Here is a 26,134-nt window from a genome sequence, read left to right as displayed (position 1 = left end):
TCCTATTTTTGGGCGTCGGTGTCAGTAACGACTTGATTTCGGCCATTTCGTTTAGCTTGATAAAGGTATTTGTCTGCACGCTCAAAAGCCGAATCAATGGTATCTGTTGAGGTAAATGTCGTACCTCCGAGCGATACAGTAATAACCACTTTTTCTTGCTTAAACTTGAGCTGCATACTTTCTAAATCTTTTCTAATAGCCTCTAGTTTTTCTCGTAGTTTTTTCTCGTTGGTATCCGGCAGAAGCACCACAAACTCTTCACCGCCCCAGCGCGCAAGAAACTGATCGCCAGCCATATGACGCTTAAACGCTCGGCTAACAAGCTGCAGCGTTTTATCACCAGCGGAATGACCGAACTTGTCGTTAATTGATTTGAAGAAATCAATGTCGATAAGGGCAATAGAAAGCGGCTTTTTTGAAGATTGGAAGTGCTGATGCGCTACAGCCAACTGTTCATTGTACGCTTGACGGTTAGGTAAACGGGTAAGTGCGTCTGTTTTACTTTGCATAACCTGTTCGGCAATTTTCCGCTTATAAGAATCAGTTTGCTGTTGAAGCTTGTTGATTCGGTCCTGCATTGACGACAATAATGAAATGAGTGCTGTTTGGCTCTCGCTGTCGCTTGCCTGGGTATCCGTCAGCGTTTTTGACAATACTTTGATGCATGACTGTGTTTGCGTTTTAAGCGCGTCAAAAGAATCTGTTGTAGAAACGGCTTCTTCAATGTTGTCGATATAGGTTTTCAGCTCTGCATTACTGGCTGTGCGTTGCTCAAACTGCGCTTTGCTTCCATCAATACTTTTACTCACGTCCTCGCCAATTTTACCGAGTGACGTATGCAATCCCTGAATGACCTTTCCGGTTAAACTAGCTTCTGTCATGGCGTCTTGTACTATCATGCGAAGTACTACGACACAGCTTTCTAGTAGTTGCTCGTTAGCCATGCCTTGATCAAGCCGCTTTTTGATATCTAAAAGCTGTCTATCGTTGGGTTTTTTCTCTGTATATGAAGTAACCAGCTGATTTAGCTCTATAAAAATAGAGCGGTAAAAATGAGCACTCCCTCGCTCCGTACCTTCATCTTGAGTTGACTGTCGCAGTTTTGATGTGGCGGTTTCGGGCGTTGCAGAATCGCCTGATAACAAGCCTTTAACGTGCTTGCCAAGGGCAACCCGGTGAAGCTGAACCGCTCTCGCGTAGAGCCTGTAAATGCTGAATATATCTGATACAGGCTGATTAAGTTTTATGAGCTCTTGAGTAGCAAGACCGCGAAGCTCTTCATCTTCAAAGATTATTTTCTGCAGCTGCTTCATAGCATCTTCAATAGATGACACCGTCTCAAGGCTGTACTTGCGAAGGCTAATATCTTGATGCTGAAGCGCAGCATTCAGTTTATTGATACTGACTGTAGCTAAACTGAAATTGGGCGTGCCGGATAGGTGTCCGCGCAGGGTTTTCAGTTCACCATCAACCTTGTCTGAAAAACCCTCGTAAAAAGATGAGAGTTTTATGATGAATTGACACAATAGCGCATTGTTTTTTTTGTACGCTTGCAGCTGTTTATCTTCCATGTTGCTCATCTTTTGTTGTTTATGGACACGTCACACTTGTAAGCTCAGTAAGGGTCTATTGTCGAGCTTGACGATGGTTTGGGTAAGGTGCCTCAAAATTGGTGCGAAACGGATTGATATCGAGTCCACCTCTTCGTGTATATCGAGCGCAGACCGTCAGTTTTGTTGGTTTACAGTGATTAAGGATATCGGTGTAAATGCGCTCTACACATTGCTCGTGAAATTCATTGTGTTGTCTAAAGCTAATCAAGTATCGCAGCAAGCCTTCATGGTCGATTGGCGAACCCGTATATTTAATTTGGATACTGGCCCAATCTGGCTGGCTGGTAATAAGGCAGTTAGATTTTAGCAAATGAGAAACAAGCGTTTCACTCACTTCCTTGCCTTTATCTGATGTTGCTAAACCAAGATACCGAGTGTCGGGCTCATAATTATCAATTTCAATATCAAGCTCATCGAGCAATGTACCTTGGAACTCTTTAAATTGCAGAGTTTCAAATTCACTGGGTAATATCAGGTTAACTTCAACGTCTTTACCCGCGCAGGCAGACAAATCTTTTTTGAGCACTGTTTTTACATCGTCGCTGCTTTTAAAACGTGTTTGATTAAAGCTGTTTAGATAAAGCTTAAACGACTTAGACTCAATCAGGTTTTCAGAGGTGATTGGCACCATGCATTCAAGAATTGCGACCTGAGGTTTACCCCTCATATTAAGCCAGGATAATTCATAGCCTGTCCACGTATCGATACCTTCAAAGGGAAGCGCATCAGAGGAAGGAGCTCCTGATTTAAAAGACAGTGTGTCTCTACTTAGACTACGAGGCACCCCTTGAAGGAGCGCAGGGTTGTATTCATACTCGTAGTCTACTTGCTTACCTAACGAGAGATCGTCTGGTGCAGAAATAGTAATTTTTTCTCGTTTGTTGTCTGTCGACATAAGAACCCTAATGCATTAATCGGTATATCATCGCCAAACGTTGACTTGGCATATTTTACGTATAGTGTAACCCAAAAATACGAAGGTAATTAAATAATGGCTCTGTCTATTTGCGAACAACTGGATAATTTTGTTTCATCTTATGTCGAGAACGCCGACGAGGGCGTTCTGTCCATTCCTTATGACAAGGAGTGGCCCTCGTTGTGTTATAAAAGCGAAAGCGAGCAGGGACGGCAGGGGCAACAGGGGCTGCAGGGGCAAATAGTACCTTGGCAGCCTGTGAGACAAACACAGCCGTTGTCTTTTGATAATGTAGGTTCCGCCCTTGAACTCACCTTAGACAGTGACTACTGCACCTATTTCACGCGTTATTTTAGCAATAATCTAATTGCAACAGCCCCTCAGGGTGAATGCGAGCTGCTACAGGTGTGGAATGAAGAAGATTTCGAGCGCTTGCAGCAAAACCTTATCGGCCACCTGCTTATGAAGCAGCGGTTAGAACAGGCGCCAACGCTATTCTTTGGGTTAACCGATGAAGAAGATTTCATATTAACGGTAATCAACAAAACAGGCGAGGTTGCATTAGAGCAGGTGGGCATGGAGCCAAAAGAAATTTTGGCGCCGTCACTCGCTACTTTTCTTTCTACCCTTAAACCAAGCTCAGCAAGTCGATAACGCCTATTTTACAATACCGACGAATAGGCTTCTCAGTGCCGATCGCACATCTTACTATCGGTGGCGTAGCAGGTCAGCCAGCGATGCTTTCAGTGTTTCTACTTCTCGTTCGAGGGCATCTACTCGAGTCGCCAGGCTAACTGAGTCATCGCCAGGCTGTGTATCGTGCTGCGAATTATTAGTTTGTGCTCTTGGCGAACTGGCATTAAAGCGCTTAATTGCATCTATTGCTTCAGTAACCGACACTTTAAACGGCGCCTTCGAACGAAGAATTCCCACACTTGGAGTCTTGCCTTCTTCATGCATTTTTTGGCAGATAATGATTAATTGGTTGATGGTGTTGTTCATAGTTTATTTGTTACTACCCTAATGTTTATGCCGAGTGTCAATGTATCGCCCTCACTGTATTCCCTCAATGTGCCGCCCTCAATGTGCCGTCTTCAATGTGCCGTCTTCAATGTGCCGCCTTCAATGAAATGGGGGGGGAAAGCCTTTTGAGTTTAAATTGAACGTTAAGCATCGTACTTATAATCAGTCTTTATATTCATTACTCAAAGTACTGCAAGGCATATCAAACTTACCTTCGGCGCAAAGGTAAAATGTTAAAAAGACTAATAATTTGCCTTATCCACTAATTGTTAAGGTATTTAGTATTTGGCGTTTTCAATAAATATAATAAAAACAGAGTCTTACGTTTTGGCGCTATTTTTGATTGTTACTCGCTAAGTTTGTGCCTTGTAAAGTTTGCCATCTAATGGTGTAACAACTCAGCAACGGCGCAGGCGTGTTGACCATTTTGACCAAAGTTTGAATAGCAATAGTCAAGACGCCCTAAATAAATCAAATAATAATTAAGGAATATACATGAAAACACTCATTCTTTCTGTCGCTGTTGCGTCTTCATTACTACTTTCTGGCTGTGTTGTTTCTGTTGGAGGGGGCTCTGATAGTCACTACGGTTCAGATTGGGAAGACAGAGAGTTCAATAATCGTAAACATATCGCTAATCTTGAGGTTGGGGTTGGCTATGAAACGGTATTGAGAAAGATGGGAGTCGCCGACTTCAACGAACTTTTTGAAAAAGCAGATGGCACATACCGCGTACTGTATTACCGTACTCAAAAAACAATGGGTGATGGTGTAACAACAAAGGACGAATGTACACCACTGGTATTTAGAAACGGAAACCTTGCGGGTTGGGGAGACAGTGCCTACAACCTAATGCATTAAAATTTGTTAATAAAAAGTTAACAGGTGCTGGGTTTTCGCGTAGTCTAATCATTAATCAGTTCTACAGCGTATGAGTTATCGCTATTTGAATTTGCGTGAACCGTATCTTCAGTGGTCATTTTTTCAAACGCGAACTTAGATATAAGCCTACACGGAGGCCCACTCATGGATATCGAATCAAATGAGGCTGTTCTTGCTCCATCAGCCGATACGGTTAAAGCCATTTATCTTGGCGTTGATGATTTAAAAATCGCGGCATCTATCCTTTATAACGCTTATGTGGATGACCCTCTGTTTTTGGAAATTTTCCAAGCAGAAAAAGAAGGTTATGAGAGTCGGTTGCGCTCGGCTATCCGAGAAGAGCTTAATGCGTTTTGGGTTGCAGAGCAGCCCATGATAGGGCTGTTTGATGCTGAACGTTTAATTGCAGTAGCGTGCCTTACTGCTCCTGATGCGGCATTTGGTGCAGGGCGATATTGGCACTGGCGACTTCGTATGTTGCTTACCGCTGGGCTTTTCGGAACGAAGCAAATGCTGGAAAAGGAAGAAAAAGTACGAACCCTGGTTCCAGCAGAGAATTTTCACATGCTTAGCTTCATTGCTGTGCATCCTGATTATCAAGAACACGGTTTAGGTCATATTCTACTTGGCGCAATTGACAGCGTGGTTGAAGAAGACGCTAAAAGCGCAGGTATTGCGGTATTCGTGACCATTGAAAAGCATAAATCCTTTTTTGGCGATGACAAATACAGTGTTGTTGGTGATTTATCTTTATCTCATGTTAATGGGTCGGTGATGTTCAGAGCTAAGTGATAGCCAGATCGCTCTGACATGCAACTTTCTCAGCAGCAAATACTCGTATAGCGATGCGCTTACGTAAATGCAGAGATGATAGTTCGTTGCGAACGAACCGGCGACATCTTTTATGCTTTCTGATGTGTCCCCGAAACTAGTGTGCCCTAGTCTTTTAATCCAAACTTTTTTCGAATTCGTTTAGCCCATGAGGGCCTTTGTATTTTGTAACGATTTGGGTGATCCGGAAGAATGATACTTGGGTTAGCTACTGCAAGTGCTTCGAAAAAAGCGTGTCGGTTAAAGCCGCGATAATTGTGATACATAAGCTGCTTCTTCTCTCCACTTTTCAACACAATGAAATTAGAAATATGATGCCTTGTGTCACTGATTTGCTTTAACTGTGTAATGTCATCAATGTTTACCTGCCAACTGATATCACTGAAGGTAGGGTCGAAGTAGGACAGTTTAGTGGATGACACACAAACTCTAACCTCTTTATTTTTACACCAAAACCATAATGCCAACCCAAGCAAAGTAGCTTCAATAAACCAAATGGCGATATCCAGCACATCAAAAAGTTCATTGAGTGCAGTGCTATCGCTTGTAAAATTTGGAAGATATCGATGTGCTGCCTCGTATAAAACAAGCGCCACGCCAGCATTAAAAACAAGCAGTAACGCGGAAGAGCGCTGCTTTCTTGTAAAAATGAAGTGAGTTGCCATACGATCTTTCTCAGGAATGAACCTTATAGTAAGACTACAATAGAGTGTTAATTCGCATTAGCAAAGTAGAACGTGGCAAATAGTCGATGGTGAGTTGCGCCTCTATCAATAACCATATTGAAATATTCGAACGAAATATATACTTCGAATTTCTGAACGCCATCCACCCACCTCACCAATTGCTCAGGCAAGTGTGAGATATCTCCTACAAAATCTGTGAGTTTTCCGCCTTTTTTTATATGGTAAATCTTTAGACTAAAGTATAAAGCGTTTGATTTTTATAGGCTTTTTAGTTTTTATCCAAAAGTTGTAGAAGATCACTCCTTAAAACTTTGTAATTTCGTATAGCGGTAATATTTAAAGATTATATTATTTAGCACGTCACAGGGAAACACGATGAGTCAGGATGATTTGCAAGGATGACCTAGGACAACTTAAGGATGAGACTCTCACATGAAGTGAGAAAAAGGAAATGGACAAGACAAGGATGCTAATTACAGGACGTGCTTAAGGGATGAAGGATAGGGACATCTCGCAAAAAGGATTCACAATTGGATGTGGGCAGAGAACAGGATGCTTCTTCTGCATTGCTAGAAAGGATGAGTCAGGGACGATTGTACAAGGTTGTAAAGCAAGGATGTAAACAAGGATGCTATAAGCAGGGAGCGCTTAGGGAATGAGCGGGCTACAGCAGGATGTGTAGTCAAAAGGACTATAAAACAATGGATAAGGAACGTCAGCGGAGTCTGACACGGACAGCCTCAGGATGAGGAATACTGCAGAATGGATTTGCAGTAAAGAAGGGAACAATGGAAAGGGACCTACGCACGGACGGGTAGCTCACAAAGGGTATTGTGAGACAAGATGGAAAGGGGCGAAGACGGATTCTGATCGGGAAGATTTTAGTCGCAAAGGATCGCAGAGAGGGATGCTCAAAATTACGAAAAAGGGGGAAGTCTGATGACTTCCCCCTTTTTTATTAAACGCGATGGGGTGGAACCTCGGTGCGTATGACGCGGCTTCCTACCAACTCTACCTCTCCGCTGTATCTATCTTCACCATTGCTTGAAAATTCAAACATAAACACACTATTCCAATCGGGCTTTCCGAGTTTAAACGAGAGACGTGTTTTAGCTCGCGCAACACTCAATAATTGAAGTTGGTGTTTATCACAGTACTGTTTTAAGTAGGTATTAGTGCTTTCTGATATGCCTCTTATTCGCCAGAATTGATAACTGATAAAGCCAATTGCCAACCATAGGGAAAGCTCTAAAAGTGTCATACTACTTCCCCGTTTGCGCAAAAAGTTGATTAAAGGCTTTGGCTAATACGGCCGGACGGTCGGGTGAGCGTAATAGGGTAAGTACTTGACGGCGCAACTTCGGAACTTGAACTAAGTCAGAGAAGAACCCAGAAAACAAAGCTCCTGCATGACCTTCACTTTCATCTGCCTTTGCTGCTTGTGTTAAAAACAAGGCTAACAACTCATTGTCCATTTGCTCATAGTGACGAGCGGCTATAACGCTTAGCACGTCAAGTCGCATTGAAATGTCTTTATTTAAAATACTCTTGAGTTCACAGTGAAGCTGCTGATCAAACTCATTGCTTGAAAGGGAACGCAGTGCAGCGAGGTTAATATCATCGTACTGCGCTTTTTGAAAAAAGCGTTGTAACACGAACGTCTCGACAGGTTTTGACAGAGGTACGTACTCGAGCATTTCCATAAACGTATTCAAAAATACGTCAGAATACAAACTTACATTGTTTACAAACGCTTCTTCCAACCTATTCCGATGACTGTGGGTAGGTAGAGAAAATGCAAAATCCGCCACACTTTGCATAGACAGTTGCTGCCAATCCACTAACTGTGGCGCTTGAATGTAAGCCTCAACTTGTTTGGCTTCATCGCTAAGGGGCTGCGATAATGAGTGTTTAACTAACGCATTAAACTGAGCCAGCAACGCTTGATTGGGAACAAACGAGTAGGGGTTATCAGGCAGTGTCTGTGCCTTTTCAGTATCCTCTATTATGGACTGACCCAACGCATCGACAATAATATCAAGAAAATGATTACGGGCGGCTGTGACTACTAAGCCTTGTTCATCAATAGGTAGCTTTACAAACCAAATATAATGTTCACTCGAGCTTTGCTTGTTCCAAAAAACAATACCAAACCATGCGTGCTGTTGGCGCGGGAGGGGAGCGTAGGCATTGCCACTTTCAATATCTAAGAATGATTGATTATCAATGATTGTCAATCTGCGACCAATATCGAATACCTTGTATTCAGTACCAGCGTGTAATAAGAATTCACTGATTGAATTAATTGTGTCTGCGCTCATCAAAACATCCTAAATACTACAAATTTATCCACGTGAGCTTTTTGCTCATAATTGTGTGCCTGAATAGACTTTTTCTAAATACACGTTTTCATTACGCTGAAAAGAACAGGATTGCACACAAGCGTGCATGGCCAGCGTCGCTTTTCTATATGTGTTTCTCGAACATGTATCGCTAATACGAGCCTAGAAGCTTCTAATGCTATTAGTTTATCACAGATATTACGCACTCAGACATGCACACAGTGACGAATACAGCAGTGACAGGGTTCTGATTAGCCTGATATAATTTCGCGATATATTTTTGAGCATTCGTTGGTAGTGAGTTAATGGTAAATCAGGTCTATCAAAATATGGCCTCAGCAATAGAGACACTCGTTTTGTTGATGGACAATGAAGGGCTTTGGCCGATTACTAATCCTACTGAAGCTATGCCTTCTGAAACGGCGTTGCGCAGCCAAGTACCATTTGCTTTAGACACCATGGGATTTGAAAGCTGGTTGGCTTACGTCTTTATTCCTAAAATGAGACATATCCTCAGTGCTCAAATGCCTATACCAAATATGAGCATCACACCGGCCGCTGAGCAGTATTTTACCTCAGCCCCTCCAGCTATTCTCGACCAGCTTAAAACGATTGATGGGCTCTCGAGCAAAGCGAATTCGAACTAATGGGACGACTACACAAACTAGCACACGGAACAATTCAAATGGCGTTCTTGCAATGAACAATGAAGCAGTCGATAAGCCCTCATCGAAGCACATGGTTGAGCAGCCAAGGTCACTGGCCGGTCCTTTGAAGGTTTTGTATCAAGATGAGGATATTGTTGCCATTGAAAAGCCTCCTGGTCTTTTGGTTCATCGAAGTCCTATCGACAAACATGAAACCGTTTTTGCCGTACAAACTTTAAGAGATCAGCTCGGTAAGCACGTATTCCCTGCTCATCGATTAGACCGGCCAACATCCGGCGTACTGTTATTTGCCTTCGATGGGCGCATGGCGGCGCAGCTTGGTCAGCAAATGATGCAAAAACAAGTGCATAAAACCTATCATGCCGTTGTAAGAGGGTTCGTTTACAACACTGGGCTTATCGATTATGCGCTCAAGTACAAGTACGATAAAATTGCAGATAAACACAAGCGCCCGCAGCAACCTGCGCAAATGGCAACCACCACCTACGAATCCTTGGCAAGCTATGAAGTGCCCGAGCCGGTAGGAAAATATCAGAGCGCTCGCTATTCGCTAGTAAAACTTACGCCAAGCACGGGGAGGAAGCATCAACTTCGTCGACATTTGGTTCATATTCGTCACCCAATTATTGGCGATACCACGCATGGCGACGGAAAGCAGAATAAATTCGCTAAATCGCACTTTAGTTTTAATAATTTGGCCTTAAACTGTACGTCAATGGGATTTCATCATCCTTCATCAGGCAGATGGATGACAATATCATCAGAACTTCATCATGAAATGGCGACATTTGTACGCCATTTAGAAAACTTTCGCGTTGTTCCTTCGTAAAAGCATACGACATCGCAGAAAATAAATAGCAGGGGTAGTAATGGGTACTTTGAAGATAATTGCGGGCACAGTATATGGAAATGCTCAGCATGTGGCCGAGCAGGTAGAAGAGAATTTGGCCGAGCAGGGTGTTGATTGCGAGCTAGAGAGCGATCCATCAGTTGAAGATTTTACTGATGCGGATGCAATATTAGTTATTACGTCTACCACTGGGCAAGGGGATATCCCGCCTAATTTAGAGTTTGTATTTTCAGACTTAAAAGACGATTCACCACTGCTAAAAGATAAGCCCTTTGCAGTAGCTGCACTAGGTGACAGCAGTTATGGTGAGAGTTTTTGTGGCGCAGGCAAACAGTTTCAGGCTTTATTAGTAGAGCTTCAGGGAACGCCAGCGGCAGAACTTCTCGAAGTAGATGCAATGGAGACGTTGGAGCCAGAAAAAGACGTAATCGATTGGGTGAACAGTATTAAAGACAAGCTAATCGCATAAAATTAGATGGGCCTTTAACAAATGCAAGGTCGTAAAAATAAAAAAATGGCGCTAACTGGTTAGCGCCATTTTTATTTGTAGTTCGATATTCTTAGCTTAGCTTTAGTACTAGCTCTGCTTTAGCACCAGCTCTGCTTTCGCAATAACTAGGTGTGTTATTCAACGCCGCGTAAAAGTGCATTAATGCCAACTTTCGCACGGGTTTTCGCGTCTACTTTTTTCACGATAATAGCAGCGTAAAGGCTATATTTGCCGTCAGCACTTGGCAGGTTTCCTGAAACCACTACCGATCCTGCTGGAACTCGGCCGTAGTGAATTTCCCCTGTTTCACGGTCGTATATACGAGTACTTTGACCAATATACACACCCATAGAAATTACCGCACCTTCTTCAACAATAACGCCCTCAACAATTTCAGAGCGGGCTCCGATGAAGCAGTTGTCTTCGATGATGGTTGGGTTTGCTTGCAATGGCTCCAACACGCCGCCGATGCCTACGCCACCAGAAAGGTGAACGTTCTTACCAATTTGTGCACATGAACCAACGGTTGCCCATGTATCAACCATTGTGCCTTCATCCACAAATGCACCAATGTTGACGTACGATGGCATTACCACCGCATTTTTACCCACAAAGGTACCAGTACGAACTGCCGCTGGCGGCACAATACGCGCACCGTCAGCAACGAATTGCTCGTTGGTGTAGTTGGTATACTTAAGAGGCACTTTATCAAAGTATTTGCTCTCGGCACCGTCAATCATTTCGTTGTTATGCAAACGGAAGAAAAGCAATACCGCTTTTTTCAACCACTGGTGAACTACCCATTCCCCAGCAATTTTCTCTGCTACTCGAGCTTTGCCGCTATTCAGTAATGAGATAGCTTCTGCAACGGCATTTCTTACCTCATCAGGTGCTTCATTTGGGCTGATGGCATCGCGATTTTCGAAGGCGTCTTCAATAATGGATTTCAATTCATTCATGGTATTGTAATATCTTCAAGTTGGTCGAGTTTAAACAAAATCTGCTTCTTCAAGCTGACTTGTTGTTCTTGGGTTAATGCGGTGCCAGCCTCGTTGCTGACGATGAAAATGTCTTCGGCGCGTTCGCCAATAGTGGCTATTTTAGCAAGTTTTAATGTCATATTGGTGTCGACAAACGCGTGGCCAATTTTAGCCAAAATGCCGGGCGCGTCCAGTGCTTCAAGCTCAACCAGAGTGGCTTCGTCGTGTAAGTTGAAAAAGCGCACTTTAGTTGGTACGTCTAATTGTCGCATTTGACGAGGCAGTTTGCGCTTGTTTTCGTGAGAACGCCCTGGTTTTTCAAGTTGTGTTGATACTGCCTTTTCTAGCGACGAAATACGAGAGTCGGATGAAAGGCGAGTGCCATCATTTTCAAGAACTATCATACTGTCGAATACGTAACCGTCTCGAGTAACGGTAACGTGGGCATCGTGAATTGAGCAGTTTCTGCTATCAAGTACCGAGGCAACCTGTGCAAACAGGGCCTTTCTGTCTTTACCATAAACGAACAACTCAGTGCCACCTTTAGCGCTGTTGTCGTTCGCCCGAACAAGTAAGGCCTCGTTGTCTGGAGTAAGCCAGTCATCTTGTGCCGTAATAATTTCTTCTGTATGCCACGCAACTTGAGTGGGTTTAAAGCGCACAAAGTAATCGTCGTCTAATCGTGCCCAAAGCGCATCAACGGATATCGGATCAACGGCGCGCTCTTGCAATATCTGTCGTGCTTGGTGTTTATGTGTTGCAACGCGTTCATTAAGGGTTACCTGACACTGCAAGCCATTATCTAGTGCTTTTTGCGTCATCAAGTATAGCTCTCTGAGCAATGAGGCTTTCCAGTCGTTCCACAAATTGTCATTGGTAGCACGAATATCAGCAAGGGTTAGCGTATATAGTAAGTTTAAATGATTGTGGCTTCGAATAGCCCCTGCAAACTCACTGATCACATCCGGATCGTAAATGTCTCGTCGTTGAGCCACCACCGACATCAGCAGGTGATTCTCTACTAACCAGGCTATCATTTCGGCATCATCTGAGGGCACATTATGAAGCTCGCAAAACGTGGCGACATCTTTTGCGCCAAGTTTAGAATGATCGCCATTTCGACCTTTAGCAATATCGTGAAAGATTGCGGCAATATACAGTACTTCTGGTTTATCGAGGTTGCGACAAATGCGCCCGCATCGAGGAAAATCTTTATTTTCTTTCGAGAAGAAGTAATTGACCTGTTTAACGAGTCTGTGCGTGTGCTCGTCAACGGTATAGGCATGAAACAAATCGAACTGCATCATACCCACAATGGTATCCCATTCAGGCAAATAGGCTTGAATAATGCCGTATTGATGCATGATGTCCCAGCCGAAGTTGAAGAAGTCTGGTTGCTTCATTAACATCATGAACTTTTCACGACATGCAGGTCGCTCTACGTAGTAATCACTTTCAAACTCTCTGTGCGCATTGCGCAGCTGTCGAATGCATATGGTACTGAGGCCTTTTACTTCCGGGGTATTCGTCACTAAATTTAGAAAGTCGAGAATGGCCTCAGGATTAGAGAACACGCGCTCGTGGCGTGGCGATATCATATAGTCGAGTAATTCAAAGTCTTCATTGATGATGGCGCTGTGCTGAACGCTTTGATTCAACATATCGTACTTAAAACGCTGAAGCAGCATTTGATTGAGTTCGGTCACTCTTGCCACTGTGCGGAAAAAATCACGCATCATCTTCTCTACAGATGACTTGCCTTCTTCGCCATATCCCATCATTTCTGCCACATCGGGCTGATAGTCAAACAGAAGGCGGTTTTCGCTTCGTTGAGCAACTAAATGTAGTGCGCAGCGCATTTTCCAAAGGTGCATCCGACAGGCTATTAACTCGCTGTGCTCTTGCTCCGTAAAGTAACCGTGACCAACTAAATTCCAGCCGTCATATTCTTTAAAGTGCTTTTTGGCCACCCAACCAATCGATTGAATATCACGCAAACAGCCGGGGTTTTCTTTAATATTCGGTTCAAGGTTATAGGCAGTGCCGTTAAACTTTGCGTGACGCCTTTTCTGTTCATCGTATTTTGCAGAGAAAAAGGCCTTGCTGCTCCAAGAGTTTCTGCCGTTAGCCTCTTCCCAGAGTTTTTCAAACGTTTCTTCGCTTCCAATTAGTAAGCGACTTTCCACAAGGTTAGTGGCAATGGTGATATCGTCTTTTGCTAGCTTCACCGTTTCTTTTAAGGTTCTTACCGACTGTCCTACATCAAGCTTGATATCCCACAGTAAGGTGATGAAGAGACCTACTTTCTCTTGAGCATCAGCACTGAGCTTCTTTTTACTTACAATAAGCAAGTCGATGTCTGAGTGAGGTTGAAGATGACCGCGGCCATAGCCACCAACAGCGCAAAGTGACAGGTCGTTAACCGCATCTAAGCCGAATAATTTCCAAAGGTGGCAAAGAAGTGCGTCAACAAAGTGCGCTCTTCCGGTAACCAGCTGATTTACTGGAGTGCTATCAAAAGATTGAGTTATCCATTCGTAGCTTTTTTCTACACAGGCCTTAATAGTAGGAACGTCATCAACAGCACCTATGGTATCGATTTCTTGAATAAGAGATTGGAGCGTCAAATTGCACCTTTTTCGGACGTCTAACAAACACCCCTGACTTTATCATGAATTAATATCAATTCGCACCTGTGAATAAATGCATATTTTAGGTTAAATTGTGAATATTTATGGAAAAATGTTATAGCGTTAGCGATAGGTAGAGATAGGGAGGGCATGACATTAACAGGACGAGTGAGTGAAAGAGGTTATGCGTGAAGTTTGTATAAAGCCGCGCTAGCCATTGCTACAGAATTTATAGCAATGGGTGGCGCGGCTGCAAGGGATAGCGCTTAAAAATGAACGGCAACCTTGATTAGCTGTGAGAAATGGTACGCGGAAGGGTTTCTTCATCGCGAAGTGTTAGCACTTCGACACCGTCTTCAGTCACCAATAAAGTGTGTTCCCACTGCGCACTCAGGCTCCTGTCTTTAGTCACTACGGTCCATTGGTCTGGAAGAACTTTTGAATAGCGTTTACCAGCATTCACCATAGGTTCAATGGTAAAACACATGCCTGGTACAAGTTCTTCACCTGTCCCCGGCTTGCCGTAATGTACAATTTGCGGTTCTTCATGGAAGCTCGAGCCAATACCGTGGCCACAATATTCTCTCACAATTGAATAGTTATGCGCCTCTGCATGGGTTTGGCATATATGACCAATATCGCCTAAACGCATGCCGGGCTTAACCTGCTCAATTGCCTTATATAGCGACTCTTGCGTTACGCGAATTAAACGCTCCGCTAGAATAGTAGGCTTACCCACGACAAACATTTTTGATGTATCGCCGTGATAGCCGTCTTTAATAACGGTAACGTCGATATTAATAATATCGCCGTCTTTCAGCTTTTTGTCCGAAGGTATGCCGTGACAAATACAGTGATTAACCGACGTACATACAGACTTTGGAAAAGGCGGTTGACCGTAATTCAACGGAGCAGGAATAGCCTGCTGCTCATTGACGATGTACTCATGACATAGCGTATTGAGTTCATCCGTCGTTACTCCTTTTTTTACATGGGGAGTGATCATGGTTAATACGTCTGCCGCTAGTTTTCCAGCCACGCGCATTTTTTCGATTTCATCAGGGGATTTGATAATTGCTGCCACAACGCCTCTCAATAGTCGTGTTTAGTTAATGACAATATTCTACGCAGTATATCACCAATAAGACCGCTTTTGGATAAGCAAGAGCACAAAGAGACAGTTTAAAGAAAGAAAAATTGAAGAGAGGAAATGCCCCTGAATATGGGCTCAAAACTTGAGAGTGAACTGTGGTTATGGTATAAAGCGCGCGCCCTGACGGAAAGCCTATTTTTCTTTGCGAAAAAAGCCGCACGTTAGAGGGTATATTCTTTTATTAAAACACACATATACCGACACTTGTTATCGGGGTGTCCAAGCTAACTAGCGTTGGCAAGGATCGATACAAGGGGTATATGGAGGCCTAACCCCAAGAGGAAAATAAAATGGCTAATGTTTCTATGCGTGACATGCTGAAAGCCGGTGTGCATTTCGGTCACCAAACTCGTTACTGGAACCCAAAGATGAAACCTTACATCTTTGGTGCTCGTAATAAAGTTCATATCATCAACCTTGAAAAAACAGTTCCACTTTTCAACAACGCGTTGAACTACATCTCAGGTGTTTCGTCGAAGAAAGGTAAAATCCTTTTCGTTGGTACAAAACGTGCCGCTGGCGATGCAATCAAAGATGCTGCAGTAAAATGCGACCAGTTCTACGTAAACAAGCGTTGGTTAGGTGGTATGTTGACTAACTGGAAAACAGTGCGTCAATCAATCAAGCGTTTGAAAGAGCTTGAGCAAAAGAGCCAAGACGGTACGTTTGAAAAGCTAACCAAAAAAGAAGCGCTTATGCTTCAGCGTGAAATGGATAAGCTTGAAAACAGCCTTGGTGGTATCAAAAACATGGGTGGTCTTCCAGACGCGATCTTTGTTGTAGATGCAGACCACGAGCACATTGCAGTTACAGAAGCACGTAACCTTGGTATCCCTGTTGTTGGTGTTGTAGATACTAACTCTAACCCAGATGGTGTTGATTACATCATTCCTGGTAACGACGATGCTATCCGTGCTATCCAACTTTACTTGGACGCTGCTGCAGACGCTATTAACTCAGGTCGCGAAAGCAACCTTGAAGTACAAGCTGAGCAAGACGATTTCGTAGAAGCGGCAGAGTAATTCTGACTGCTCGCTGCCTTGTAAAAGGTGGTGACATATTGCGAAACGTAATGAGAGGGGCGAGTCGCCCCTTTTACCTAACGAATTTATATTTATTGCTGAGGAATTGAAAAATGGCAGTGACTGCAGCACTAGTTAAAGAACTGCGCGAACGTACAGGCGCAGGTATGCTGGATTGTAAAAAAGCCCTGGTTGAGACGGATGGCGATATTGAACTAGCCATCGAGAACATGCGTAAATCAGGTCAAGCAAAGGCAGCTAAAAAAGCAGGCCGTATCGCAGCTGAAGGTGTAATCCTTACTAAAGTTGAAGGTGGTCGTGCGACTATGCTTGAGCTTAACTGCGAAACTGACTTCGTAGCACGTGATGAAAGCTTCCTTAAGTTCGGTAACGACTTACTAGAAGTCGCATCTGCGAACAACATTAACGACATCGAAGCGCTTAACGACGCAGAAATGAACGGCGTTAAAGTTAGCGACGCTCGCGACACGCTTGTAGCGAAAATTGGTGAAAATATTTCTCCACGCCGCGTGATCAACGTTGAAGGTGACACGCTTGGTGGTTACGTTCACGGTGGTCGTATCGGTGTTATCTCTATTCTTACTAGCGGCAGCGAAGAGCTAGCTAAAGACGTGTGTATGCACGTTGCAGCTGCAAGCCCGCAGTACGTTAAGCCTGAAAACGTTCCGGCTGAAGTTGTTGAGAAAGAGAAAGAAATTCAAATCGATATCGCAATGCAGTCTGGTAAGCCAGCTGACATCGCTGAGAAAATGGTTGCTGGTCGCATGAAGAAGTTCACTGGTGAAGTGAGTCTTACTGGCCAACCTTTCGTTAAAGATCCGTCTATCACCGTTGCTGAACTTCTAAAGAACAACAACGCTGATGTTATCAACTTCGTACGTTTCGAAGTAGGTGAAGGTATCGAGAAGAAAACTGAAGATTTCGCGGCAGAAGTAGCTGCGCAAATGGAAGCGGCCAAGAAATAATTGAGCGTTTTTCTTTTGCATTCAGTGAATGTCAGATAAACTAAAAGCACCTCTTCGGAGGTGCTTTTTTATAGCCGAATCTCTTTCTATTACTGCGGTTTCGCGATAGTGTGAGTCGTCGCTGTAATGATAAGCGCAGTGGTAATGGTTAGTAGGGTAATGGTAAGTAGTATGCAACAAAACCACTTATGCAAATGCATAAACATATCAAAATGAGCTAAAGCGATTTGTTCTATATTTTTTCATGCAGTTGCATGTCGTTAAAATGTATAGCACAAACCGGGTTTACGAGGACATATCGAATAATGAGTATCACACCAAAATCAGCATATCGACGCATTCTATTAAAATTAAGCGGTGAAGCCCTTATGGGTGAAGAAGGGTTTGGTATAGACCCTAAAGTGCTTGATAGAATGGCACAAGAAATTAAAGAGTTGGTTGAACTAGGCGTTCAAGTGGGTCTTGTAATTGGTGGCGGTAACTTATTTCGCGGCGAAGGTTTAGCGAAAGCAGGTATGAATCGTGTTGTTGGCGACCACATGGGTATGCTCGCTACGGTGATGAATGGCTTGGCGATGCGTGACGCGTTGCACAGAGCATTTGTTAACGCACGTATGATGTCAGCTATTCCATTGAATGGCGTATGTGATGCTTACAACTGGGCCGAGGCTATTAGTCTGCTAAAATCGGGGAGAGTCGTTATCTTCTCAGCTGGTACAGGCAATCCGTTTTTCACAACAGACTCTGCGGCGTGTTTACGTGGCATCGAGATTGAAGCTGACGCCGTGTTGAAAGCAACAAAGGTTGACGGTGTTTACAGCGATGACCCGGTTAAGAATCCAGACGCTACCTTGTACGACCAACTCAGTTATAATGAGGTATTGGACAAGGAACTAAAAGTAATGGATTTGTCAGCATTTACCCTAGCACGTGACCACAGCCTCCCAATTCGCGTTTTCAATATGAATAAGCCTGGTTGTCTTAAACGCGTAGTGATGGGCGAAAAAGAAGGCACGATAATCAGCCACGCTGGCAATGATAAATAAAGAAACATAGGACATATAATCGTGATTGATGAAATTGAATTAGATGCGCAAGAGCGCATGGAAAAAAGTGTTGTTGCCCTGAAAGGCCAGTTTAGCAAGATACGCACTGGGCGTGCACACCCAAGTCTGCTTGACGGTATCATGGTGCCATACTATGGCGTAGATACACCGCTGAAGCAGGTTGCAAACGTTATTGCAGAAGATAGCCGTACGCTAGCGCTAACGGTTTTCGATAAATCAGCTATCCAAGCCGTTGAAAAAGCAATCATGCAGTCTGACTTGGGATTAAACCCAATGAGTGCAGGTGGTTCTATTCGTATTCCTCTTCCACCATTAACGGAAGAGCGAAGAAAAGATCTTATCCGCGTTGTGCGCAACGAAGCGGAAGGCGGACGTGTTGCTATTCGAAACATTCGTCGTGATGCGAATGGCGACATCAAAGATTTACTTAAAGAAAAAGAAATTAGTGAAGACGAAAGTCGCGCTGCTGAAGAGAACATTCAGACAATCACTAATGAGATTATTAAGAAAGTTGACAGCATGCTTGCTGACAAAGAAAAAGAACTCATGGAAGTATAAGTTAGTATCATGATTGGAAAGCGTTTAAACGCAGCCAAAAAGACTAACGTAATAGGGCCAGCACCAGTTGCTGGCCCTAAACACGTGGCTATCATTATGGATGGCAACGGTCGATGGGCGCAAAAGAAAGGGAAGATTCGTACTTTTGGTCACAAAGCAGGTGTTGAGTCTGTTCGTTCTGTAGTGCGGTTTGCTAGGCAAAACGCCATTGAATCACTCACACTGTTTGCCTTTTCCAGCGAAAACTGGAAGCGACCAGAAGAGGAAGTGAGCGTGTTGATGGAGTTGTTTAACCTCGTACTTAACAGTGAGGCAAAGCGACTGCACAAAAACGGCGTTCGGCTTCAAGTCATTGGCGATTTAAGTGCCTTTGACACAAAGTTGGTAGACAAAATTCGCAAAGCCGAAGAGATGACCAAAGACAATGCCGACCTAGTGCTTAATATTGCAGCAAACTACGGCGGGCGTTGGGATATCGTTAATGCTGCTCAGCAATTAGCTAATCAAGTGAAAGGGGGTAAATTACACGCAAGCGATATCGACGAAGCGATTTTTACTGCACATACCTCTACTGCAAACCTACCCGAATTAGACCTCCTTATCAGAACTGGTGGCGAGCACCGCATAAGTAATTTCCTGTTATGGCAATGCGCTTACGCTGAGCTTTATTTCACCGATGTACTGTGGCCAGACTTCAACGAAGATGTATTTCAGCTCGCTGTAGACGATTTTAATGTACGTCAACGTCGTTTTGGTCTCACCGGTGAGCAGGTTATCGTTTCCGATGATTAGGTTTACTCAGGCGATTATCGGACTCGTCCTGAATAGAAAAGCCAAGGGCAAATTATGCTAAAACAACGAATAATAACCGCATTAATTCTTGCGCCACTTGCACTGTACGCCATTCTATTCTTACCAATATTCTGGTTTGAAATTGCTATAGCGGGCGTTGTAGGTATCGGTGCTTACGAATGGGCAGCCATGGCGGGTGTCTGTGAAAGACCTAAAAAACTGCTCTTTATGGCAGGTGCATTTGCTATTTGTATAGTGCTTTCGTTTATTGTTGATGCCAGTGTTATCTGGTACCAAGGGCAATTGCACAGCCTGTATACGGGTATTCTCAGCGTGGCTGCTGTGTGGTGGATTGCGTCATTGGCAATGGTGCTTGCCTATCCAAAGTATTCTAAATTTTGGCGCGATAGCAGGGTGGTACGAACGGTATTCGGTTTACTTACTCTCATTCCTACATGGGTTGCGGTGATCGCGCTTCGCACAAGCTTGCACGATGTAGACCCTTTCTATGGCGCCTCACTTATCTTTTATGTATTGGGTATTGTGTGGGCTGCTGACATTGGCGCGTTTTTTGTGGGCGTTAAGTTCGGTCGTCATAAATTGCGTCCTAACGTATCACCGGGTAAAAGCTTAGAAGGCTTATTAGGTGGTATTGCTGCGTCGTTTGCTATTATTGCCTTTGCCGCACTGCATTACCAAGTTGAACCGTCGCGTATCTGGCTTCACCTTGCAATCGGCGGAGTTACGGTGGCAGTATCAGCGTTAGGCGATCTTAACGAGAGCATGCTAAAGCGTTGTGCGGGCATTAAAGACAGTGGCAAGATTTTACCTGGGCATGGTGGAGTCTTAGACCGTATTGACAGCTTAACTGCTGCGTTTCCTGTTTTCGCGTTTTGCTATGTTACTTGGATGGCGTAATGGAGACGGTAACGGTATTAGGGGCCACAGGCTCCATTGGTTGCAATACACTTGATGTTATTAACCGCCACCCAGACAAATATCGCATTTTTGCTATCACCGGCAACACGCAGTTATCTTTGCTTATGGAGCAGGCGAATAAATGCTCGCCCCGTTACGTGGTCATTGCTGACCCTGCATATTACGACGATGCTTTACATCTAGCTAAGCAACATAATGTTGAAGCAGAAATTCTATGCGGCCAGCAGGCCTTAGAAGATGTTTCAAGCGCGCCAGAAGTAGATGCTGTAATGGCGGCAATTGTTGGTGCTGCAGGTTTGTTGCCCACCATGGCCGCAGTAAAAGCGGGAAAGCGCGTATTGCTTGCCAATAAAGAAGCATTGGTTATGTCCGGTGCGCTCTTTATCGATGCGGCGAATAAAAGCGGCGCGCAAATTTTGCCTATTGATAGTGAACACAACGCTATTTTTCAATGCCTACCCCATGATTATACCTATGGCGATTTAGCGGGCTCCGGTATTGCAAAAATATTGCTTACTGGCTCTGGCGGACCGTTTAGAGAGCGAGCGTTAGACTCCTTTGGTAGCATTACTATCGATGAGGCTGCAACTCACCCTAATTGGTCCATGGGCAGAAAGATTACTATCGATTCAGCCACCATGATGAATAAGGGGCTTGAGTTTATTGAGGTATGTTGGCTATTCGGTGTCAATGCCAGCGATATTGATGTTGTTATTCACCCGCAAAGCATTATTCACTCAATGGTGCAGTACGTTGATGGTTCGGTGATTGCCCAAATGGGGAATCCGGATATGCGCACGCCCATTGCTTATGGCTTAGCACATCCCCAGCGAATCGATGCTGGTGTCAAGCCGCTAGATTTCAAAAGCTTAGCCGACTTCAGCTTCCACACGCCGTGCTTTGAACGATATCCAAATTTGAAGTTGGCAATAGACGCTTGTCAAGAAGGGCAGTGTGCAACGACCAGCTTAAATGCAGCCAATGAAGTTGCAGTAGCGCATTTCCTAGAGGGGCAAATTGCTTTTTGTGATATTGCAAAAGTCAACGAGGCGACACTCAATGCGCTGTCTATGGTGGAGATGACGTCTATTCAGCAGATATTGGAGCAAGACGCATTGGCTAGAACCAAAGCGAACGAATTAATTCGAGGTAAATTTCAGTGCTAGCATTTTTTTGGAGTCTAGGTGCATTCATTCTTGCTCTCGGTATTCTTGTTGCCGTTCACGAATGGGGTCACTTTTATGTGGCGCGAAAATGTGGAGTGCAGGTAGAGCGTTTTTCCATAGGCTTTGGCAAGCCGATTTGGCGCAAGTTGAGTAAGTCAGGTACAGAATATGTGATTGCCATGATCCCACTTGGCGGATACGTGCGAATGCTTGATGGGCGAATTGACGATGTCCCACCTGAACTTGAGAATAAAGCCTTTAACAACAAAACCGTATTGCAACGTATGGCCATAATTGCTGCGGGCCCAGGCGTTAATTTTATATTTGCGTTTTTTGCGCTCTGGCTAATGTACATAGTAGGTCTAGAGACGGTTAAACCAATCGTTAAAGCGGTAGAGCCTGACAGTATTGCTCACTTGGCAGGTGTGCAACCTGGTGATGAAATTATCAATATTGACGGGCGAAACACGCCAGATTGGGAAGCTGTTAACTTAGAGCTAGTGTCAAATATTGGCGGTGACAATACCCTAGTTACCGTTAGAAATTCATCGAATACTGAAAAAGAACTCACATTTACACTGGATACTTGGAACTTTGACCCAGATATCGAGTCTCCTTTAAGCAGCTTAGGATTGACGCCATTTCGCCCAAATCCAACTTTAACCGTTGGTTTTGTAGGCGATGATAGTGCAGCGAAGGAAGCGGGGCTTTTGCCAGGTGATAAAATCGTTGCACTTAATGGTAATAAGCTTGCATCGTGGAATGCGTTAGTTGATGAAGTTGTTGAAAGTCCTGGAGAGGTTATATCTCTTGCTATTGAACGGGATGGACAGCAACAGACGCTACGTGCCACGATAGCGCGCCGTGATACACCACAAGGGCAAAGTGGGTATCTTGGCGTGAGCCCAACGTTTGAGTCTTGGCCAGAGGGGTATGTGTTTACGCATCAATATGGCATTATAGAGGCTATTGGGACAGCGCTAGATAAAACATGGCGCTTAATGACACTCAGTGTCGAAATGATAGGCAAATTACTCACTGGCGATGTGTCAGTTAAAAATTTGAGTGGGCCTATCTCAATTGCTCAAGGAGCAGGTACAAGCGCTGGTTATGGGCTTGCATACTTCTTGAGTTTTCTAGCCTTAATAAGCGTAAATTTAGGCATTATAAATTTATTACCCCTGCCCATGCTTGATGGTGGTCATTTGATGTTTTTTATCGTTGAATGGATCACTGGCAAGCCTGTGCCCGAAGCGGTGCAAGAATGGGGTTACCGAATAGGTGGCGTGCTTCTGTTTATGATTATGGGTATCGCTATTTTTAACGATATTGCTCGCATAACCTGATGAATATCAGGAAGTACAAAACAGCAAATATGAAACGCGGCCAGGAAAAGAAAAATAGATGAAGTTAAAACAGTTAGTAGCAGCCGGAGTTATTCTTTCCAGTGCTAGCTTTGCCAATGCTGCGGCGCAAAACAGTGAATTCGTAGTACAAGACATTCGTGTTGAAGGTTTACAACGTGTAGCACTTGGTGCGGCGTTAACTTACTTGCCTGTGCAAGTAGGTGATGAGCTAAATACATTCCGTGTAACTCAGCTTATCCGTTCGTTATATTCTTCAACTCACTTTGAAAACGTTGAGATATTGAGGGATGGCAACACACTCGTTGTGCGCGTGTCTGAACGTCCAACCATCAGTAATATCATTTTTGAAGACAATGACGACATCAAAGATGAGCAGCTGCAAGAAAGCTTAGATGGAAATGGAATAAGGATTGGTGAACCCCTAGACAAAACCGTATTAACCTCTATTGAGAATGGCCTTAAGGATTTCTTCTACAGTATCGGTAAATATAACGCTGACGTTACCGCCATTATTACGCCTCTACCGCGTAATCGTGTGGATCTAAAGCTTCTTTTCGAAGAAGGGGACGCAGCGGAAATAGAACAAATTAACATTGTTGGAAACGAGCTGTTTTCAGATGAAGAGTTGATGGAGTCGTTTGAACTTCAATACGACACCCCTTGGTGGGATTTCTTATCTGAAACCCGTTATCAGCAGCAAACACTGCAAGGTGATATGGAATCGTTGCGCAACCACTACCTCGACCGTGGTTACCTGCGCTTCAATGTAGATTCAACGCAGGTGTCTATGACACCAGAGAAAAGCGGTATCTACGTAGCCATGAACGTGTCTGAAGGTGAGCAATACACCATTTCAGAAGTAGAGCTTGTGGGTGATGTTCTCGGACACGAAGAATATATTGAGCGTGTACTGCCGTTAACACCTGGTGAGCTTTATAACCAAGGTGAAGTGACTTACACAGAAGAATTCATCAGTAAGTACCTCGGGCGATTTGGCTATGCCTATCCAACGGTAACTACCGTGCCTGATATTAACGATGAAGACAAAACGGTGAAACTGACATTGTCTGTCGACCCGGGCAAGCGCATCTACGTTAACCGTATTAAATTTAACGGAAACGTAGTTACCGCCGATGACGTACTGCGCCAAAATGTAAGTCAGATGGAAGGCACGTGGTTGTCAAATAGCCAGCTTGAGGTGTCAAAAAGCCAGCTATCTCGTCTTACTTACATGGAAAATGTAGAGTTTGAAACAGTACGAATTCCTGGCTCAGAAGATAAAGTAGACGTTAACTTCAACGTTAAAGAGCAGCCTTCTGGTTCATTTAACGCGGGTATCGGTTACGGCGACAGAACGAAATTGAGTCTGCAAGCGGGTATTCAGCAGGATAACTTCCTAGGTACTGGTAAACGCGTAGGCCTTAACCTAAGCACGGTTTCTTATCAGAAGTCAGCGCAAATAACCTATAACGACCCTTACTTCACCATCGACGGTATCAGTTTAGGTGGAAGTATTGGTTACAGCGAATTTGATGGTTCAGACTTTAACGTTATCCAGTACAACTCGAAGCGCTGGTCTATTGGTGCAAATATTGGTTACCCGATAAACGAAGTAAACCGTATTAACTTCGGTCTAACCTATAGCAATGTTGAACTATTTAACCGTGGTTTCTACGAGCAAACCGAACGCTTCTACAATCAATTCCCAGATGGAAACGATCCAGATGCAGCGGTAAAATATGACAGCTACCTTGCAAGTGTGAGTTGGAGCAGAGTTACCTTAAACCGTGGCTTGTTCCCAACTGCAGGTTCATCGCAGCGCGCTTCATTTAGTGCTACAACGCCTAACTCTGATGTAACATACTTTAAATCTGTGTTTGATGGTAAGTGGTATTTTCCACTGTCGCGTAATAATCGTTGGTCTTTCTTAGCTCGAGTTCGCTTAGGGTACGGAAACGGCTATGGCGACATAAACGGCAATGAACAAATTCTTCCGTTCACAGAAAACTTCACCGCGGGTGGTGCAGACTCACTACGTGGGTTTGAAAACAACACCGTTGGCCCAAGAGGTTTACTGGTATCGTCACCTGGTAATATAATAGGCCCAGACGGCGAAGCGTTCCCAACGGATCCGGCTGACGCGGTTATATCGTGGTCTAGACAAAGTCTAGGTGGTAACGCAATGGCACTCGGTGGTATTGAGCTTATTGTTCCAACACCGTTTGTTGAAGCTGACATGGACAACTCGGTAAGAACAAGTTTGTTTGTGGATGTGGGTAACGTATGGGATACTGAATTCGATTACGAAAGATTCAGACAGTTGAACGTTAGCCCGAATCAGCAGGGTGAGCTATTGGACTATTCAGACTGGACTCTGTATCGTAGTTCGGCAGGTTTATCGGTTCAGTGGGTTTCTCCCATGGGGCCAATGGTATTCAGCTTCTCTAGAATGATCCAAGAGCGTGATGGTGATGATGCGAGATTCTTCACTTTCAACATTGGTCAAACTTTTTAGATACGTTTTTAATTAGAAAAGCGGGCTCGCACTTCGTGTGTCCCAAACAAGAAGATACAAAAAGGAGTTCCCTTTGAAACAGTTGGTTAAACATATCGTTGCAGGTGCAATGCTAAGCAGTGCACTAGTCAGTACGTCAGTAATGGCAGAGCAGAAAATGGCCGTGGTAGACGTGCAAGGTATTTTCCAAGCTATGCCTCAGGCTGCAGAGTTGCAAAACGCAATTCAATTAGAGTTTAAAGATCAGATTGAAGAAGTTAATCAGCTTCAACGTGACGGTCAGTTCTACGCAGAACGCCTTCAGCGCGATGCAGCAACTATGAGCGACTCAGAGAAAAAAGAACTAGAACAAAAGATCTTATCTGTTCGTGAAGAGTTGTCTCAAAAAGGTCAGCCACTTCAGCAAAACATTCAGCGTCGTAGCAACGAAGAGCGTAACAAGCTGCTAGGTCTTATCAAACAAGCAATCGATACAGTAGCGGCGAAACAAGGTTATGACCTTGTACTTAACGCTGGTGCGGTAGCCTTTGCTAAAGAAGACCACGACCTGTCTGAGCAAGTATTAGAACAGGTTAGCAAAGCTAACTAAAAACATTGCCAAGGCTGGTAGTGTGCAACAATTTATCAGACCAACAACCGAAAGGTGTTGGTCTGATTT

25 protein-coding genes are annotated in these 26,134 nt (G+C 44.1%); 16 read left to right on the top strand and 9 right to left on the bottom strand.

What is annotated here, in order from left to right; genetic code table 11:
• Positions 1-2 precede the first annotated feature (2 nt).
• Positions 3-1,571: a diguanylate cyclase domain-containing protein gene (locus AC27HD_RS05730; RefSeq protein ID WP_487104377.1), complete on the bottom strand. Its 1,569-nt coding sequence runs from the start codon at positions 1,569-1,571 to the stop codon at positions 3-5.
• A 55-nt stretch (positions 1,572-1,626) separates the two neighbouring features.
• Positions 1,627-2,508: an NADPH-dependent 7-cyano-7-deazaguanine reductase QueF gene (gene queF, locus AC27HD_RS05725; RefSeq protein WP_487104375.1), complete on the bottom strand. Its 882-nt coding sequence runs from the start codon at positions 2,506-2,508 to the stop codon at positions 1,627-1,629.
• Between the two features lie 96 nt (positions 2,509-2,604).
• Between queF and syd the strand changes: the two genes are divergently transcribed.
• Positions 2,605-3,183 (top strand): SecY-interacting protein, encoded by a 579-nt coding sequence (gene syd, locus AC27HD_RS05720; RefSeq protein WP_487104373.1) that lies wholly within the window; start codon positions 2,605-2,607, stop codon positions 3,181-3,183.
• Positions 3,184-3,237: 54 nt separating this feature from the next.
• On the opposite strand, the gene AC27HD_RS05715 is transcribed toward syd, so the two are convergent.
• The gene (locus AC27HD_RS05715) at positions 3,238-3,531 is read right to left on the bottom strand and encodes a hypothetical protein (protein WP_487104371.1); all 294 of its coding nucleotides are present in this window, start codon (positions 3,529-3,531) and stop codon (positions 3,238-3,240) included.
• Positions 3,532-4,047: 516 nt separating this feature from the next.
• On the opposite strand from AC27HD_RS05715, the gene AC27HD_RS05710 reads away from it, so the two are divergent.
• On the top strand, positions 4,048-4,413 hold the full coding sequence (locus AC27HD_RS05710; RefSeq protein WP_487104370.1) for a DUF3192 domain-containing protein: 366 nt from the start codon (positions 4,048-4,050) through the stop codon (positions 4,411-4,413).
• Positions 4,414-4,578: 165 nt separating this feature from the next.
• A complete protein-coding gene (locus tag AC27HD_RS05705; protein WP_487104368.1) occupies positions 4,579-5,226 on the top strand; it encodes a GNAT family N-acetyltransferase in 648 nt (215 codons plus the stop codon).
• A 146-nt stretch (positions 5,227-5,372) separates the two neighbouring features.
• On the opposite strand, the gene AC27HD_RS05700 is transcribed toward AC27HD_RS05705, so the two are convergent.
• From AC27HD_RS05700 to AC27HD_RS05690, 3 genes are all read right to left on the bottom strand, one after another.
• Positions 5,373-5,930: a hypothetical protein gene (locus AC27HD_RS05700; RefSeq protein ID WP_487104366.1), complete on the bottom strand. Its 558-nt coding sequence runs from the start codon at positions 5,928-5,930 to the stop codon at positions 5,373-5,375.
• 979 nt (positions 5,931-6,909) lie between these two features.
• A complete protein-coding gene (locus tag AC27HD_RS05695) occupies positions 6,910-7,212 on the bottom strand; it encodes a DUF3301 domain-containing protein (protein ID WP_487104364.1) in 303 nt (100 codons plus the stop codon).
• Between the two features lies 1 nt (position 7,213).
• Positions 7,214-8,272 (bottom strand): DUF3549 family protein, encoded by a 1,059-nt coding sequence (locus tag AC27HD_RS05690; protein ID WP_487104362.1) that lies wholly within the window; start codon positions 8,270-8,272, stop codon positions 7,214-7,216.
• 350 nt (positions 8,273-8,622) lie between these two features.
• Here AC27HD_RS05690 and AC27HD_RS05685 point away from each other — a divergent pair, with 350 nt between their 5' ends.
• From AC27HD_RS05685 to AC27HD_RS05675, 3 genes are read left to right on the top strand one after another with little or no spacing between them, the layout of a single operon-like run.
• Positions 8,623-8,940: a YqcC family protein gene (locus tag AC27HD_RS05685; protein WP_487104360.1), complete on the top strand. Its 318-nt coding sequence runs from the start codon at positions 8,623-8,625 to the stop codon at positions 8,938-8,940.
• Between the two features lie 52 nt (positions 8,941-8,992).
• On the top strand, positions 8,993-9,790 hold the full coding sequence (locus tag AC27HD_RS05680; RefSeq protein WP_487104358.1) for a pseudouridine synthase: 798 nt from the start codon (positions 8,993-8,995) through the stop codon (positions 9,788-9,790).
• A gap of 40 nt (positions 9,791-9,830) precedes the next feature.
• Positions 9,831-10,280: a flavodoxin domain-containing protein gene (locus AC27HD_RS05675; protein ID WP_032094341.1), complete on the top strand. Its 450-nt coding sequence runs from the start codon at positions 9,831-9,833 to the stop codon at positions 10,278-10,280.
• Between the two features lie 155 nt (positions 10,281-10,435).
• Here the strand turns inward: AC27HD_RS05675 and dapD are convergent, their stop codons facing one another.
• The 3 genes from dapD to map all read right to left on the bottom strand — a co-directional run bounded on the left by dapD (position 10,436) and on the right by map (position 14,995).
• Entirely contained in the window at positions 10,436-11,260 is an 825-nt protein-coding gene (gene dapD / locus AC27HD_RS05670; RefSeq protein ID WP_032094342.1) for a 2,3,4,5-tetrahydropyridine-2,6-dicarboxylate N-succinyltransferase, read from the bottom strand.
• Entirely contained in the window at positions 11,257-13,908 is a 2,652-nt protein-coding gene (gene glnD, locus AC27HD_RS05665; RefSeq protein ID WP_487104355.1) for a [protein-PII] uridylyltransferase, read from the bottom strand. The genes dapD and glnD overlap by 4 nt, the downstream gene beginning before the upstream one ends.
• 292 nt (positions 13,909-14,200) lie before the next feature.
• Positions 14,201-14,995 (bottom strand): type I methionyl aminopeptidase, encoded by a 795-nt coding sequence (map, locus tag AC27HD_RS05660; protein WP_163105209.1) that lies wholly within the window; start codon positions 14,993-14,995, stop codon positions 14,201-14,203.
• Positions 14,996-15,354: 359 nt separating this feature from the next.
• On the opposite strand from map, the gene rpsB reads away from it, so the two are divergent.
• The 10 genes from rpsB (at position 15,355) to AC27HD_RS05610 (ending at position 26,065) form a co-directional block, all read left to right on the top strand.
• A complete protein-coding gene (gene rpsB, locus AC27HD_RS05655; RefSeq protein ID WP_032094345.1) occupies positions 15,355-16,086 on the top strand; it encodes a 30S ribosomal protein S2 in 732 nt (243 codons plus the stop codon).
• A 113-nt stretch (positions 16,087-16,199) separates the two neighbouring features.
• The gene (gene tsf / locus AC27HD_RS05650; protein ID WP_269517598.1) at positions 16,200-17,072 is read left to right on the top strand and encodes a translation elongation factor Ts; all 873 of its coding nucleotides are present in this window, start codon (positions 16,200-16,202) and stop codon (positions 17,070-17,072) included.
• Positions 17,073-17,377: 305 nt separating this feature from the next.
• A complete protein-coding gene (gene pyrH / locus AC27HD_RS05645; protein WP_032094347.1) occupies positions 17,378-18,118 on the top strand; it encodes a UMP kinase in 741 nt (246 codons plus the stop codon).
• A 21-nt stretch (positions 18,119-18,139) separates the two neighbouring features.
• Positions 18,140-18,697 (top strand): ribosome recycling factor, encoded by a 558-nt coding sequence (gene frr / locus AC27HD_RS05640; protein ID WP_032094348.1) that lies wholly within the window; start codon positions 18,140-18,142, stop codon positions 18,695-18,697.
• A gap of 9 nt (positions 18,698-18,706) precedes the next feature.
• Positions 18,707-19,489 (top strand): polyprenyl diphosphate synthase, encoded by a 783-nt coding sequence (uppS, locus tag AC27HD_RS05635; protein ID WP_487104351.1) that lies wholly within the window; start codon positions 18,707-18,709, stop codon positions 19,487-19,489.
• Positions 19,490-19,543: 54 nt separating this feature from the next.
• A complete protein-coding gene (locus AC27HD_RS05630) occupies positions 19,544-20,407 on the top strand; it encodes a phosphatidate cytidylyltransferase (RefSeq protein ID WP_487104349.1) in 864 nt (287 codons plus the stop codon).
• A complete protein-coding gene (gene ispC / locus AC27HD_RS05625; RefSeq protein ID WP_487104347.1) occupies positions 20,407-21,594 on the top strand; it encodes a 1-deoxy-D-xylulose-5-phosphate reductoisomerase in 1,188 nt (395 codons plus the stop codon). The genes AC27HD_RS05630 and ispC overlap by 1 nt, the downstream gene beginning before the upstream one ends.
• Entirely contained in the window at positions 21,588-22,940 is a 1,353-nt protein-coding gene (gene rseP / locus AC27HD_RS05620) for a sigma E protease regulator RseP (protein ID WP_487104345.1), read from the top strand. Before ispC ends, rseP begins: the two co-directional genes overlap by 7 nt.
• Positions 22,941-22,998: 58 nt before the next feature.
• Entirely contained in the window at positions 22,999-25,476 is a 2,478-nt protein-coding gene (gene bamA / locus AC27HD_RS05615) for an outer membrane protein assembly factor BamA (protein ID WP_032094352.1), read from the top strand.
• 73 nt (positions 25,477-25,549) lie between these two features.
• Positions 25,550-26,065: an OmpH family outer membrane protein gene (locus tag AC27HD_RS05610; protein ID WP_032094353.1), complete on the top strand. Its 516-nt coding sequence runs from the start codon at positions 25,550-25,552 to the stop codon at positions 26,063-26,065.
• The last annotated feature ends 69 nt before the right edge of the window (positions 26,066-26,134 follow it).

The sequence above is a fragment of the Alteromonas sp. 4NS20-0143 genome (assembly GCF_057542855.1).
This window is presented reverse-complemented; position numbering and strand designations above follow the sequence as displayed.

Bases quoted from the DNA above. Each gene is read 5' to 3' on its own strand.
- AC27HD_RS05685 (WP_487104360.1), top strand. From the start codon at position 8,623: ATGGCCTCAGCAATAGAGACACTCGTTTTGTTGATGGACAATGAAGGG.
- AC27HD_RS05715 (WP_487104371.1), bottom strand. From the start codon at position 3,531: ATGAACAACACCATCAACCAATTAATCATTATCTGCCAAAAAATGCAT.
- tsf (WP_269517598.1), top strand. From the start codon at position 16,200: ATGGCAGTGACTGCAGCACTAGTTAAAGAACTGCGCGAACGTACAGGC.
- syd (WP_487104373.1), top strand. From the start codon at position 2,605: ATGGCTCTGTCTATTTGCGAACAACTGGATAATTTTGTTTCATCTTAT.
- AC27HD_RS05630 (WP_487104349.1), top strand. From the start codon at position 19,544: ATGCTAAAACAACGAATAATAACCGCATTAATTCTTGCGCCACTTGCA.
- bamA (WP_032094352.1), top strand. From the start codon at position 22,999: ATGAAGTTAAAACAGTTAGTAGCAGCCGGAGTTATTCTTTCCAGTGCT.
- dapD (WP_032094342.1), bottom strand. From the start codon at position 11,260: ATGAATGAATTGAAATCCATTATTGAAGACGCCTTCGAAAATCGCGAT.
- AC27HD_RS05730 (WP_487104377.1), bottom strand. From the start codon at position 1,571: ATGGAAGATAAACAGCTGCAAGCGTACAAAAAAAACAATGCGCTATTG.
- AC27HD_RS05705 (WP_487104368.1), top strand. From the start codon at position 4,579: ATGGATATCGAATCAAATGAGGCTGTTCTTGCTCCATCAGCCGATACG.
- pyrH (WP_032094347.1), top strand. From the start codon at position 17,378: ATGAGTATCACACCAAAATCAGCATATCGACGCATTCTATTAAAATTA.
- AC27HD_RS05690 (WP_487104362.1), bottom strand. From the start codon at position 8,272: ATGAGCGCAGACACAATTAATTCAATCAGTGAATTCTTATTACACGCT.
- rpsB (WP_032094345.1), top strand. From the start codon at position 15,355: ATGGCTAATGTTTCTATGCGTGACATGCTGAAAGCCGGTGTGCATTTC.
- AC27HD_RS05675 (WP_032094341.1), top strand. From the start codon at position 9,831: ATGGGTACTTTGAAGATAATTGCGGGCACAGTATATGGAAATGCTCAG.
- AC27HD_RS05710 (WP_487104370.1), top strand. From the start codon at position 4,048: ATGAAAACACTCATTCTTTCTGTCGCTGTTGCGTCTTCATTACTACTT.
- ispC (WP_487104347.1), top strand. From the start codon at position 20,407: ATGGAGACGGTAACGGTATTAGGGGCCACAGGCTCCATTGGTTGCAAT.
- AC27HD_RS05700 (WP_487104366.1), bottom strand. From the start codon at position 5,930: ATGGCAACTCACTTCATTTTTACAAGAAAGCAGCGCTCTTCCGCGTTA.
- AC27HD_RS05680 (WP_487104358.1), top strand. From the start codon at position 8,993: ATGAACAATGAAGCAGTCGATAAGCCCTCATCGAAGCACATGGTTGAG.
- queF (WP_487104375.1), bottom strand. From the start codon at position 2,508: ATGTCGACAGACAACAAACGAGAAAAAATTACTATTTCTGCACCAGAC.
- uppS (WP_487104351.1), top strand. From the start codon at position 18,707: ATGATTGGAAAGCGTTTAAACGCAGCCAAAAAGACTAACGTAATAGGG.
- AC27HD_RS05695 (WP_487104364.1), bottom strand. From the start codon at position 7,212: ATGACACTTTTAGAGCTTTCCCTATGGTTGGCAATTGGCTTTATCAGT.